Source organism: Psittacicella hinzii, assembly GCF_003585885.1.
Lineage (GTDB): Bacteria > Pseudomonadota > Gammaproteobacteria > Enterobacterales > Psittacicellaceae > Psittacicella.
Genome location: NZ_NRHC01000094.1, coordinates 25,795 through 40,596, shown reverse-complemented (window position 1 = coordinate 40,596; position 14,802 = coordinate 25,795). Strand labels below are relative to the sequence as shown.

The following is a 14,802-nucleotide window of genomic DNA, read 5'->3' as shown; positions in this document are numbered from 1 at the left end:
TTGCTCTTGAGTTTGCTCTTGAGTTTGTTCTTGAGTTTGAGCTTGAGATTTTTCTGTATTGTCCTCTGCTTTGGTAGCCTCTTGGCTATTTAAGTTTTGTCCCACAATACGGTCAAAGATCTCAATTAGCTGTTGTTGACTTAAAGGTTCAACTTCAGCTTCTTGCTCAAGATTCCAATAGTACTCAAAAATCGTATCAGCTAACGATTGCTCTACCTGATTAGTAAACCTTTTCTCTCTATTTAAAGAGAAGTTATAGTACCAATCAAAGTCAACGGTTCCACGATAATGGATTTTAAAGAGCTCACCTTTAACCGCTCCGAGATAACCACGCTGAGGTTTACCTTTGCTTTGCGCTTGGCTATTACGCCCTTTGCTTGAAGTTTGCTTCGAGCTTAGGTGCGCATCATCTCCGGTTGAGTTGTTAGCAAGTCGATCTAACTCTTTGCTAAGCATCTCAGTTAGCTCTTGGCTAGATAGATCTTGACTAGAGTTATCTCCCGAAGCTATTACTCCAAGATACTGATTTACCACTGGCAATTGTCCCGCAGAACCCACCATTGGCGCCGGAACAACTTTAGCTCCAGTTGCACCTTTTGGTGCAAGTTTTTGGATTTTCTCTTGCACTTTAGCGACAAGATCAGCTTCTGGAGAAAGGATATCAAAGAGGTCAAGGTTAGGGACATCTTTAACAAACTCATGGTAGCGTCCAAGTTTACTTAGATTTGCTTCGGTAGCACGCAGAGCAAGATCTCTTTGGTATAAAGATAACTCTTGATACTCATTAATTTGATCTTTGACCTGCATGATTTGCTCGCTCAGAGACTTATCTTGTAAACTCGGTTTAGGTAAAGTAAATTTATTAGTTTCATTTACTTGTACCTGAGCTTCAAGCGCTTGCTCCATTCTTACCAGCTCGTATAACTCGGTAACCCCAACCTCATGCGTAACTGGAGGTAGTTTAATTCCAGGCTCACGAGTTAAAGTCGAAACTTGCTCTGCAGAGAGTTTACCTTGGGCTAGGGTATCATCTTTAACCTTATCCAGAGTTTTTTGCGAAGCTTGCTCTTTTAATTGTAAAAAGGCATGGGCTTCTTGCTGGATGGCACGTCTTTGTTCTGCTACTTGGGCAAAGTAAGCAGTACGTTTTTGCTCAAGAGCTTGGCGACTAGCTTTTTTGGCTTTGTCTATTTGGATCTCTTCCCAAGTTTCTAGTTTAAAGAGATCTTGCAGGTTACCTTCAACAATACGTGCGTATAGTTTTTTACGTAAAGCTATCTCTTCTTCTTGAGAAAGGATTGAGTAGTTGACAAAGTTACGATCGTTAGCTTCGCTCACGAGGATGTCAAATAAAGAATTTGCTTCTGGAATTACACCTTCAACCTCATGCACTAGAGCTTGCGGTAAACGCGCAGCTAGTTCAGGATCTAGCTCTTCCTCGCGACCTGTGAGTGCTTGTTTAGCCACATGGTCAACAAACTCTTCACAATCATCTTCAGAAGCAAAGTATGGACGATCGTTAGCTATAACCATGCCCTGATCTGCCAGCGGATTGTACTCTTTATCTGCCAAGAACTTAGTACGCAGATTAAAACGCTCTGCGTCCGAATAATCGGTACGTTCTTTAACTTCATACTTAGCATTGTCTCTTTCTTTATTACGAGCAATGCGAGCATCAAGCATTTGCGATAAAGTGTGCATGCCGTTTACTGCCATGCGTGGAGTAAAACCACGTGCTTTTAAGATAAAGCAAGCACCAACTAGATCTTGGATTAGATCTATTTGCTTAGAGTCTTGCTCTTGATGCATGTGGTAATAGTCAACCCCTTTACGTCCGGTAATGCCATTTATACGAATTAAACGGCGGAACTGGAATTTTTGTTGCACTATCTGACGGGCAAAAAGATCAATGAGCGCTTTAGCTGGGAGCAATGGATAGCGCGCAGCTAGGCGTTGGTAGAGCGCAGGATCTTCAAGTACTTTACGCACATGCTCGTATTTGAGCTTACGGAAGTTACGCACGGAGAACTTAATTTGCTCATAGTAGTCGCTTAACTCGTTAACTGCTTGTTTTAATAAGAAGTCATCGAGGTTATTCATAGCGTCGTTGTAGATACGACGATATACACGTGCTGGAGTTTGTTTAAAGAACTCATCTTCAACACGTTGACGATAAGTCATCTCTACACGTTTACGTCTACTTACGCGCGGTAAAGGCTCAAGTGGAGCTAACTCTTTGCCCTCGCCCTCTTTGCTTGTACCTTTGCCACTAGACCCTTTAATACCTTTAGTACCTTGTCCACTAGCACCGGTAACATTTAAAACACTTGCAGCCAGAGGGTTCCCTTGAATAAAGGCTTGACCTTGCTCTACAACTTGTAATAGCGCTTGGTATTTGTCAAAATCAACTTGCCCCTCGTAAACATTACCCTCAACTGCTGGTAGCTGTAACGTTTGTTTAGTACGTTTAAGCCACGCATTTTTGAGGTCTTGGGCAGTTTCTAAGCTTTTGCGATTACGATGAATGTACTTGTAAACATACTCAAGCAGACTTAAATGGAAGTGAGGCGTTACCTCTTCAAAGATCTGGTTAATTACTTGGGTACCAGGACTTACACTTAAAACGCGTGCAAGATCTTTACACCAATCTAACTCGAGCTCAAACGCCTCTTGCATCATCGCGCTTTGTTGTTGCTCCACATATAAAGTTGAAGCATCAACTTTTGGATTTAAGTTACGTTTGATTACTTTGAGTTTAATTAAGCGTTCTTTGTTTTTCTCTTTAAAGTCGGTGAGAATTTGCTTAATCGCAGCGGCTGGATTTTGTAAATACAAGTAAGCATCAGCGTAGTGCTGCATTTTTGCGAGGTTAACATGGTTAACGGTCGCAAGGAAGTCATCTACGCTTGCTCTAAAATCATTGACCGCTAGGAGTTCATTAACCACAAGGTTAAAGTCACTCATTGCCTGTGAAATGCACTCTTTTAAACTATTTTTTCTACTGCTATCTAGTTTAAAAGATTTTTCATAGAAGTCATTGGCACGCTCTTGCAGATCAAAGATTGGTGTACTACCAACTTCGGAATTAAACTTACTGTCAGCTGCAGAAAGAAGAATACTTTCTTTACCTTCAAGGAGCTGTCTAAGCGCATAGGCTTTAGCCCCACCGCGCATAAAAGCTTGACGGAAGTTTATCCACACTTCTTTATCATTTTGCAACAACTGCTCTTTATTACGTAAGAGATTACTATTACGTCTTACTGCCCAACTATTGAGGCGTTTACGAGTGTTACTGTAATCATTGGCAATATAAAGCACTGCCATTAAGTCATGGAACTGCCCCGTTGCACGCTCTTGATTAAAAGCTAACTCTGCATAGTTCGGCACAGCAAAGTTTGGTGGCGAAATAGCGGTAGTTTCCTTGGTATAAGCCACAGTGTAAGCTGGATCAACTTCTAGGCTCTCTTCCCCTTGTAATGCTTGCAGTAGTTTTTCAAGCTGTTCAAGTTGGGCATGGTAGTTTACTGGTACTACTCTCTCATTTAACTCTTTTAAATGCGGAGTAAGAAGTTGGGTAAAGCTACGCATGAGCTCGGCAAAGATTTCCGTGCTTACAGTTTTGTACGGCTTAAATGGAATTTTATGCTGTACAGCATACTGAATAATTGCTTGCTGGAAGAAAGCAGCATAACTAATTTCTTCGCTATTCCCAAGGTACGGAAACTCACGGGTAGCAGCTGCCTGTTTACCTTTAGCTTGTTTAGCTTTACTTGCAGGAGCTTTGCCTTTAGCTTCTTTAGCTTCTTTAGCTTTTAAGCTTTGGTTAAAATGCGGAACTCCTAACTTCTCATGCTTCTCTTTGCTGTTGAAGTGCATATCTATCAAGAATCTATAGATAGCAATATGTCCCTCGTGTGTTGGCGTTGCTTTCTCAATTAACTGGTGCAGTAAAACCCAAGGAATATTTGCTTGAGCTCCATAATCTTTTGCTGGTTCAAGCGAGTAGTCTACTTGTACTTTGTAATAAGTAGGTTGCTCATGTTGCCAGATACTACTTGCAAAGAACTTAGCAAAGACATTATCTTGCAGGTTAACTACCAGACTAAGAGGTTTTGGCTCTTCGGTCACTTGATAATTAGCAAGTTCTGACAGATTATTGTCAAAAAGAGCACGCTCGTACATAGGTACGGCTAGAAGCTTAGGTAAAACACGCGTGTACGAGAACTTATTGTTCGCGCGTCCTACGCGCGCACTATCTTCTTGTGATACTGGACGATAGAAAACAATATCAGTCCCCACGTAGATTTTAAACTCTAAGCGTTTTAAATCATCGAAGTTAACTAGGTCAGCTAAACGATACTTGTCAAATACTAGAGGTAAAGCATAGTTCTCTGGAATTAAGAACTTAGTTTTGTCTTTACGTAACTCATGCCATGCACGGGCACTGCGCGCTGCCAGTTTGCACGCAAACTGATGCTCGGCTTGCAGCGTTAACAGTTTTTGCACATTTTGCACAATAAAGTTAAAGTCAATAACTTCTTTACGCTTAGTATTTAAGGTTGCTAGTTGTTTTTCAACATGAACATGGTTGAATTTACTATTGCCCTTGCTGTACTTACGCTCAGCTTGCGCTTGGCTTTCAAGCGCTTGACGCTCTTGACTAAACTCTGCACTTTGCGGGATATGGTAGTTCTCTTCAACCTCGTCTGCGTTAACTAGTTTGTCCTTAACAAGTGCTGACAGTTTTACTTTTACCCCACCAAAGGTAAACTCTGGCTCTTTATCTGCAACCTCTGGTGCACTTACCAGCTTAACCGCCTCTGCCAAGGTTTTACCAATTAACCCCGCTGCTTTAAAAGTTTGATAAACCGTGTTTACTAGTGGTTTTACACGTTCATCAAGGTAAGCGTTGCTGAGCACTTCGAGTTGCTCTTGCGGGAAAGTAATGATTGAGTTAGTGTCAGTGGCGTAATCTTCGAGTTGGGCAGCATATTTTTGCATTACCACACTACCAAGATCTGGAATGTCGTAATTTTGCTCGAGTTGACGCACTTCACGGTTTACTTTGCGCAGTGCATGCATTACTTCTAAGCCGCGTAAACGCGCTAAAAAGTATTCATCGATACTTAAGTAACCTAAAGCAAACTGCAGGGTAATATAGTCGATATAGAAAGCAAACTCTGGCGTGTTTTCTTTGTCCGCAAGATAAGAATGGTAAATGTTATGCACATTTGCCATAGCTCGCGGATCTATATCCCCTTTTTCTTCAAGGATCTCTTTGAAGATCTCGGTAAACACTTGATGCTCAACAAAGTTTTCTTTGTCGATTTTGGCATTAAGTAGTTGGGCAGCACTTTCTATTTCTTTACCAGCTTGCTTGCCTGCTTGTTCACCCGCTTGATTACCAGCTTGTTCGCCTGCTTCTGTACCAGCTTGAGCTAAAGGTCCTTCAAGTTCTTCAAGCAGTTGTTTAAAGGCTTTAGAAGTATATTTTGGCGTAGCTTTCCCTGTGTGGAGGCTAAGCGCACTTTCATTAATACTTTCAGCTTGTTGGAATTGGCTTTTACCAACATTGGCAAACAACTGACGTCTAAACTTGTATTTGCGTAAAAACAGTTTTTCTAGTTTGAGCTGTAAAACTTTTAAATTGTTGATAAAAACTTTGGCTTCTCTGCCTGGAGCAACGCTACCAAGGACACGGTAGTAGAGATCTAGATCTTCAATATAGTCAAGACCCATGATCTCAGCAAAGTAGCCTTGCAGATGTCCTGGAGTTAGCATATGCCAATCGCTTTCATCAAGCTTTTTCTTACGGACAAATGCTTTAGTCAGAGCGGTAAAGGCATTATCGACACGACTATCTGCCCCTAACAGAGCTCCAAGGTAATCCCAAGTTGTTAGTTCTGTTGGCGCGGTAAACCACTGTTGGTACGGAATTTGCAGTTTATGCGCTAATTTCTCTGGGCTAATAAACTCTTTTTTGTAAACTCTTTTCCACTCTTTTAAGCTATCGTCTGTTGCCATTCGATGGACAAAGCTGTCTGAGCTAATAGCACTTTGCAGTGAAGATAAGAATTTTTGCACCAGAGTTTGGAACTCTTTGTCGTTAACGTTTTTCTTCCAAAAGCTAGCGGCAATTTTCTCTAACTCACGACAAGCATGCTTGTGGACATTAACATAGCCTTTTCTTGGAGGAAGACTTTGAATAACTGCTTGTAGGTCTGTTAAGAAAACTAGTTGCTTTTCATAGCTATGGCTCAGGTCAAAGGGATATAACTCGGTTAGAGACTGACTATAGTCTTTGTCCTTAAGAATTACATCAACAAAATCAACTCTGTGGTTTTGCTTACGAAGTTGCTTTTGAATCTGCGCTTCAACTTTATCTAACTCATTAGCTACATGTTCTTTGTACTCAAACTCAAAGTAATTAATGAGCTCGTCATACTGTGTACATGGCTCTAAAGTTGCTTTTTGCAGAGCCATGATTTTTCCCAGCTCTGGATGAAGAGATGGATAAACTTCATCACCCGATGGGTACACTTCAAGCTCTTGCATTAAAGTAGGAGGACCTGGCTCGATCATTTTGTGTAAAGCGCGCTCAAGGCGTTTACCATGCTTTTCTTGCGCTTCTTTATCAAGTTGAGATTGCTCGTACCAGTCATAGTCACGAGTTTTCTTGTCAGTAATTGCAATGATTGCACGATTAAACCAGTCTTGACCAATTTGTTCGTCTAGTTTACCTTGCCCTGCAGGATCATCTTCGCCTAGCATTTGCGCTACTTCGAATTTCTTAGCAGCTAAGAAGTCATTGAACTCTTGGTCAGATTTCTCAAGATAAGCACGTAATCTTTCACTATTGTTACTTACCTTTGCACTTGTCCCAAAAATCCCTTCATCTTCAACCTCATCAATGAGGTTGTCCACCTCTTCTTCCGAATAAGAAGCTCGCAGCACTACTTGCGCTGGCTCTTCTCGCCAGGAAAAACGTAAACCTTGTTGTAAAGATTTTAGTTTGTTTTGTGCTAACTTAGCGCTATAGTCATTCTTGAGCTTAAGCTTTTCCATGGTCTCTGCAGCGTAGTCACGCTCAAGAGACTCTTGGTAGCTCGCGCGTAAATCCGCACTTGCTTGGTTAACTGCACGTAAGTCGTCTTGGTAATCAACAAAGAACTGTTTGATCTCAGTTAAAAAGCGTCCAGTGTGCTTACGGTCAAGGTAGTAAGTATGCTGATTAGCATTGTCATACATTAGTAAGCCAAGATCAGCTACTTCACCCCCGTAATAAACGGGGATGTTATTTAAATCAGTTCCAGCGAGCTTAGCTAGCTCTGGATCTAATTTCAGCGAAAAAGTATGTTCAGTTTTTTGTCCCAGATCAAGTGCTAAATACCCGGCACGGTTATCAAAAAACGTGCGATAGTCTTGGCTGGTAGTGCCAAGATAATCGCTTAGTGATGGCGCTTCGCCATCTCTGTCCGGTTGCTTTACTCTATGTAAAATTAAATAGTACTTGTCACTTGGTAAAGCAAAGTCACTTGCCTTGTAATTAAAGACAAAATACTTATTTAAGTAGTTACGCATATTATCCTTAGATTAGCGCTTAGTTGAAGTTAGATAACTTCACCTAAGCTAATGCTACCGATTAAAGGTCACCTAATACTGCTTGCAAGATCGAGATGGCTGCTAAACCTGCGGTCTCAGTGCGTAGTACACGCGGACCAAGGTTATAGTCACTAAAGCCAACTTTAGTTGCATCAGCAATTTCTTTATCTGACAATCCTCCCTCTGAACCTATGAGAAGATTAATACGAGTGTACGAGCCACTAACTTCTCCTAGTCTTTGTCCAGCAAAAGGATTGAGGTTCACAAACAATTCTTGACTATGATCGTTTGTTGCAATTTGTTTATAAAAATCTGCGAGATCTATTGCCGGATTTAACTGCGGAATAGTATCGCGATAACTTTGTAAGCAAGCTGAGATAATAATCTCACGCCAGCGTTGCATTTTTTTCTCCAAACGCTCGCCACTTAGGCGTACTTCACATCTCTCGGTAAATACTGGAGTAATCTCTTTAACTCCCAGCTCAACCGCTTTTTGAATAGTGAGGTCCATACGGTCACCACGAGAGATACCTTGGACTAAGTGAAGATGAAGAGGTGATTCGTTGGTAGCTTGCACGTATTCTTGCAGGTCAACTTGGGCACTACGTTTACTCACGTTTACAAGCATTCCTACGTAATGTCCACCCGAGCCATCAACGACGTGAATGGTTTCTCCGTCTTTAAGACGGAGAACTTTACATAAGTGGTTAAACGAGCCCTCTTCAAGTTCAAGCGTATAAGGTAAAGTTACCTCTAACACTTGTGGATGGTAAGTTCGATATAGACGCATCTTTTTTATTTCCCTTATTGCTATGTCACTGTAGTGCTATTTCACAGTAGTGTCACTATGGTGCTATTTCACAATAGCGCTACTTAGGTAACCCAGTTACCCTAGTAGCGCATTACTGTAAATAACCTTAACTAACTATTGTTCAAACTTGTAATCTTTACTTAAAACTACAACGTTTTTATAGCCGTTCTCAATAAGGTTAACTGCTTGGATACGGCTTAATAAGCCTTTAGTACAGTAAAGAACATAGCGTTTACTTTGGTCAAGGTCACCAAACTTGTCAACTAAGTGGAAGAATGGAATGTTAATCGCCGGTACAGGCCAAGGGTTATTTGCATTTTCAAAAGTCTCTTGGTCACGTACGTCAATGATTACATCTTTGTCGCTGTATAGTTGAGAAACAAAAGTTAATTGCGTTGCTTCGATATGCGCTAGATCTTGCTGTGCAAGTTCACGCATGTTTTCAACTTTGGCAGTCTCAATAGCTTTTGCTACTAAGGCGTCGATATCAAGTTTAGCTTCTTCTTGTTCAAGCTGTTTAACGTCAGCAGCAATGGTAGGTTTTTTCCCCATAATGCCACAGAACTCTTGGACACGTGCAGAGATCTCAGCAGTTTGAATTTGTTGCGCTAAGTGAATAATCTCTTCTTTGTCCATGGCAATTAATGGACGAAGAATTGGACGCTCACTTACCTGTTCAATTACTGCAAGATTCTTTAACGTTTGCGAGCTCACTTGCCCTAAAGCTTCACCGGTTACTAAACCATCAATGCGTAAGCGTTGAGCGATCGCATTGGCAACACGGTAGAACATGCGTTTTAAACAAACGCCGGTATAGCCATCGCTTACTGCGTTGGCAATATTGATCATAATGTCGTAGAAGTCTACGGTTACAAACTTCACATTGTGTGAAGCTGAATAACCTTGCCAAATTTTACGCGCAATACGTTTTACGTAATACTCGTGCTCTTGACCACCAAGGTTAAAGAAGAGGTAGTGCAGTTTACAACCACGACGAATCATTTGGTAAGAAGAAACCGCAGAGTCATAACCCCCAGAGATCATTGACAATACTGCGTCTTGGGTTCCAATTGGGAAGCCACCTAAACCAGAGAAAACATGCTCAATTAAGAAAGCTTGATCGTTTTCGATTTCAATTTGTACGGTTTCTTGAGGATTAGTTAGTTGTACTTTACTACCCTCGATATGTTGGCGTAACCCACCACCAACATAACGCTCAATATCAATTGAACGCACTTCATGCTTACCTTTACGTTTTACACGCACGCAGAAAGTTTTATTTTGTAAACGCTCACGGTTTAACTCTAAAACTTCTTCAAAGAGTTGATGCATGTCAGTAAAAGGAACAAGTTTGATTTTGAGGATCTTTTGGATACCTGGTACTTGACGGAGGATTTGGACAAATACAGGGTAGAGTGTAGGTTCGCATTTGGCTCTAACTAGGATATTATCCCAGTTAGGTTGAATTGAACAATCAAGGTTGTAAGTTTTTAAACTTTGTCTAATGTTCGAAGAAAGGATCTTTACAAAACGTTTACGTACTGAGTCTGACTTAGTCACAATCTCAGGATGTAGTTTAATTCGTAAATACATAATATACCGGTGAATTTTAATACTAAATTATTGGAGCAAAACTTTAGTCTCCAAGTTGCTATATTATACCGTCTTTTTTGATGTAATTTGCGGGAATTTGGACTAATTTAGCGAAGAAATCACAGGAGAAAGGGAGGGGAGAATTATGAATTGAAGAGCAAGTTAAACCTTGTGCTGGAGCATGTAGCTTTGAGGTAGGATTTGCGCAGTTTGCCTTTAATGAGGAGGACTTTACTTAACCATCTACACTTTTACTTTAACTTACTATTTTTGGTCAAGCTTTATTTTTTACGCCTTTACCTGAGCTGTACCCCAAATTACTATTCTTAGCCTAGCTTTCTTTTTACGACTTTGTCTTAAATTACTATTTTTAGCCCAGCTTTCTTTTTAAGCCTTTGCCTTAACTTGCTATTTTTAGCCCAGCTTTCTTTTTAAGCCTTTGCCTTAACTTGCTATTTTAGGTCTAGCTTTATTTTTAACGCCTTTGCCTTAAATTACGATTTTAGGTCTAGCTTTCCTTTTTCTTGACTAGTTTAAAGCTAGTTTTACTCAATCCTCAACCTGCCACTTTCTTGGTAATTTGTTATCACTCTCGTCTAAATAAAAATAAACGATCTACGAAAAATATAGTTAATTTCTCAATTTTTTAATTATTTATATAACAAAGGTAGATAATGCTATTTTTATTTATATCAATAAATCACAATAATCTCTAAGTCAAAAGATAATAAACTTTTTGATTATACTTATATAGATATGAGTAAATCTAAGTTAAACTTTCGTTTTAACCTACGAAACCATGAGGATATTAAAGCTATATGTCTTTTCCCTAGGAAATATCTCATTCTTTTTGTTGAGCTCCAGACAAAAGTGTGATCTACTTCACAGTTTGATAAATTTATATCTTCTATTTTATCATTTTTTAATAATTTTTATTTTTTCTGTTTTATAATATGTTTAGATTAAAAATAATATTTAATTTAATAATTGCGTTCTTTATCTTTTTAATGGCACTTTATTAATTTAATTTTTAGACTAATCTTTTTTATAAATAAACTCATTTGTCTCAACTAAACATTTAGTAAGTTTTGTCAAAACCATCTGTTTTCTTAGTTGTGAACTCCCTTTTATATTAAGAAGCATAAAGACCAATCACATACAAAGTTCTTTATACATTCCTACTTAAAACAACTAAGATACTCTCAGTTTAAATCCGAGAGTTGTAACAGCTAGGATAGCTTTTACCATTTTGCTTTATTAAGAGAAACAGAAAATAGCCTTTTTTGACTACCTGTACTATCTCCTCTGTACAGTTCATCAATGTGCCACTGCAGAGAAAAATTTTCTCTGGCATTGACGAAAGGATCTCTTTCAGTTTTTACTCTCTTCCACAGGAATAAAAATGTTTCCGCGTTACTTTGTAATTCCTCTTCCTATAAAGTAACATAATAGAGCAAATAAGCCTCTGACCGAAAGCTGTCAGTTAAAAGTAAATTCGGGGATGATTTTCTTTTAATGTACTAATGTTGTGTTATTAAATGATGTAGCCTAACATTTAATAAGCAAATTAGTCTACTGTTATTTCTCTCAGATTTTTTTATTTTTTTCAAATTGAAAAATCACTAAGTTTTCATATTTTAGCTTTTTGGCAAAGCTAAAATATGCATACTTGTAGTTCAACTATCTTTTCCTCCATAGACTTGGCTGAAATATTTGTGAGGAAGAGGTAGAATCTGGCATATTACTCATTCTTTTTCTTTAGTAGAGATTCTCTTTGAAGAAAAAATTCCACGTTATAAAAATAGGTGCTATGAGTATGCATTTTGTACTTTCTAAGTTTAAGCAGGATTAACTCAAAACTCTCTTGTAGCTTGTGGCAGCTCGCTACTTAATCCTCTTAAACTTAGTCATGTATCCCTGTCCTAAAAATGTAATTCTTAGAGTTAATATTCTTTCCTCTTTCTCCCTTTATGTTTTTTATTTCTGGTTTTATTAAAGGGAAAAGAAAAAGAATATTAACCCTTTTTTACCTCTAATAAGCTAAAACAGCAAAGGACATAAGGATAAAACAGCCCAAATTTATAAATCAGTCCAAAACTGATAAAACAAGGCAACAAATCTGCTTTAAAACCTTTTATAAAACCTACTAAGAATTTAAAACTAGTAAACTTTAAGCTTATTTAAATAACTAAAATCGACTACTTAAAAAGTCACTAGACCTCCAGCAAAACTTTTAAAGCTCCAGCAAAACTTTTTAAAGCTCCAAACTTATCAAAGTAATAAAAGCTCCGACTATTTTTAAATAAAGCTCCGACTTAAAGTTACTAAAAAAATTAACAAAGCCAAATTTTAACGACTACTACTAGTTGCCTACAAGCAACTAATAATTACTAACAAAGCAACCTTTTTTGTAAAAGATATTTAAGAATTCCCCCTTACCTTTTTTCTAAGTTTTTAGAAGATCCGTTCTTTTTATTTTTTACTTAAACTCTTTCCCTAAACAGTTAAAAAGTTTGAATCTACAAGCCAAACCTTTAACTTCCTCCTCCGTTGGTTAAGTACCGACAAAAAACTATAAACGTTCTTAAACATTTGTTATCTCCTAAATTTAACCATTACGAGTTTAACCTCATAATGGTTTTTACCCCTTAGTATCGCTTTTCAATTCAAAGGGAAAGCTGGTGCCACACGCCAGTTTTATAATAGAGAGATTCGGCAGACACATACTGTTTTTGAAAAGCGATACGTTGTTTTCTATTTGCGCGCTAATTTTACAAGGCGCTCATTCTAATTGCTATAAACTAACCTGATAAACCGAAGCCTAGTTTCGGTTTTTTCCTGCCGATCTCTCTAACCCCACGCTACAACCTCCTACTATAACCTCTAGCCTCCTATAATAACTTCCAACTAAATTCCCCTAAACCTCCGACCTTTATGCTATCCTATTATTACCATCCCCTAATTTTAACTTTCCAATCAACACAGACAAACAATGGACAATTACACTCTACCATTTCTAACTCGCATTGAAGGTGATGACCTGACCCTCTACAACTTCTTTGTTAGTGACCTGCATCTTGATGCAAGTACCAATGAGTTAGAACAACTCTTTACTAACTTTGTGGACAAGCTAACCCAGCTTGCCATTGACCACCGTTTACAAGCACACATTCGTCTCTTTATCCTTGGGGATTTTTTAGCACTAGGGATTGGGGATTTTATTCCTGACTGGTTTAAACCTATCCAAGCTAAACTTCTGGCGTTTAAAGAAGCTGGAGGCGAGATCTTCTTTATGGTAGGTAACCGTGATTTCTTACTCGGGAAGAAATTTTGTAAAGCCATAGGTGCTATTTACTTACCAGAAAATACTTTAATCGACTTCTCTATTAACCAAGAGGGAGACAAAGCAACTCTTGCAACTTTTACCCAACTTGATCCTCAAGTTGCAACTCTAAGTAACTATACCTTTACAAATCGTGATAGCTTACTTAATGAACTAAGATACAAGAGTAAAACTTTAGATCAAGCGCAAGACCCAGAGGGCTTACGCCTCTGGCTCTGTCATGGAGATAACCTTTGTTTAGCTGACGAAGCTTACCAAAGATATCGCCGTGTTGTCCGTTCTGGTTTTGTTCGCTTTATCGAAAAGATCATTCCTACTTTTTTAGTAAAAGCAATCGCTAATCGTATCTCACAAGCTTCGAAAGCTAAACGTAAACAGCAAGAAGAGCTGTTAACAGCTACAATTAACGCTAACAACTCTAGTAATTCTGCAAGCCTAAGCAACCAAGAGCAAGCTTCTCTAGGGCAAGCAAGTACCCTAGATATGGCTGACATAGAGTTAAACTACACTGCTTACTTAGCGCATATGAGCCAAGCTAACCTCATGATCTACGGTCATATCCATCGCCAGCGTATGCTCAATTGGTCACAAGCTTATGGACAAAGAGCACCGCAAATCCATTCTTACCAAAATATCCATGAGTTTATTGATTTTGGTAATCTGGCAAAAATGCGAGACCGTGAGGCTTACAGTGAAGTAGATTCTCTTTACCCAATTCCGGTGGGTAAAATTCGTACTTTTACTGCAAGTAACAACCTACGTGGGGTTAAAGAACAAGAGCAAGCCCTAACCACTTGGGATAAGTTACAGCTCCTAAATCAAGACTTTTTTGTGCTTGATCCGCAAGAAAACAACTCAAGCTTTTATGGCATTTCTATGGCGGACTGGTTAAGTCAAGCAGATTTGGATAAGCAACAAGCTCGTCAAGAGCAAGCGCTTCGCGCTTGGCAAGAAACTGCCCAAGATGACCTAGAGCAAGAAAGTGCCCAAGCAACTTGTCCAAAGAGCAAGAGTGCAACAACTTCGCAAGCTAGTTCACAAACTAATGCGCAAGCAAGCTCTCAAACTAATCCTCCAGAGGTTGCTTCTGCACAAAATACAGGTGCAAGTGCAAATGCAGGTTCAGGTGTAACTACTGGTGCAGATACTAATGCCAATGCAAGCACAGGCACTAACACCCAAGAACCTCTTCGTGTACAAACTTGCAATCCTCAAGATTTGCAAGAACGTATGGAAAAAGCTATTGCCCTTTGCACGCAACCACAAAGTCGTGCATCCGTAGCTTTACTTGTACAAGAAGCCTTTAAAGAAGGCAAAGCAATTAACCGTTTTACATTTGCATTTATTGATCCGGAAAACTTATAGAGTACCTAATTTGGTACTCTTTTTTTTATAAAAAATTGTTAAAATATAGTAAGGCTTAAAAATCCCTTTGAAGCCAAGAATATTTATT

At 39.0% G+C, this 14,802-nt stretch carries 4 protein-coding genes; 1 reads left to right on the top strand and 3 read right to left on the bottom strand.

All coding sequences use genetic code 11. The annotated features are described in order from the left end of the window. The 3 genes from CKF54_RS06715 to thiI all read right to left on the bottom strand — a co-directional run. The coding region (locus tag CKF54_RS06715) for a hypothetical protein (protein ID WP_147396836.1) at nt 1-7,581 on the bottom strand (7,581 nt) is incomplete at its 3' end. Between the two features lie 61 nt (nt 7,582-7,642). Next, on the bottom strand, nt 7,643-8,392 hold the full coding sequence (locus CKF54_RS06710) for a 16S rRNA (uracil(1498)-N(3))-methyltransferase (RefSeq protein ID WP_119525591.1): 750 nt from the start codon (nt 8,390-8,392) through the stop codon (nt 7,643-7,645). A gap of 135 nt (nt 8,393-8,527) precedes the next feature. Further along, entirely contained in the window at nt 8,528-10,006 is a 1,479-nt protein-coding gene (gene thiI, locus CKF54_RS06705) for a tRNA uracil 4-sulfurtransferase ThiI (RefSeq protein WP_119525590.1), read from the bottom strand. A gap of 2,992 nt (nt 10,007-12,998) precedes the next feature. On the opposite strand from thiI, the gene CKF54_RS06700 reads away from it, so the two are divergent. Next, nucleotides 12,999-14,714: a hypothetical protein gene (locus CKF54_RS06700; protein ID WP_119525589.1), complete on the top strand. Its 1,716-nt coding sequence runs from the start codon at nt 12,999-13,001 to the stop codon at nt 14,712-14,714. The last annotated feature ends 88 nt before the right edge of the window (nt 14,715-14,802 follow it).

What these genes read in the sequence shown, in the direction of transcription:
- CKF54_RS06700 (WP_119525589.1), top strand. Translation starts at nt 12,999, where the DNA reads ATGGACAATTACACTCTACCATTTCTAACTCGCATTGAAGGTGATGAC.
- CKF54_RS06710 (WP_119525591.1), bottom strand. Translation starts at nt 8,392, where the DNA reads ATGCGTCTATATCGAACTTACCATCCACAAGTGTTAGAGGTAACTTTA.
- thiI (WP_119525590.1), bottom strand. Translation starts at nt 10,006, where the DNA reads ATGTATTTACGAATTAAACTACATCCTGAGATTGTGACTAAGTCAGAC.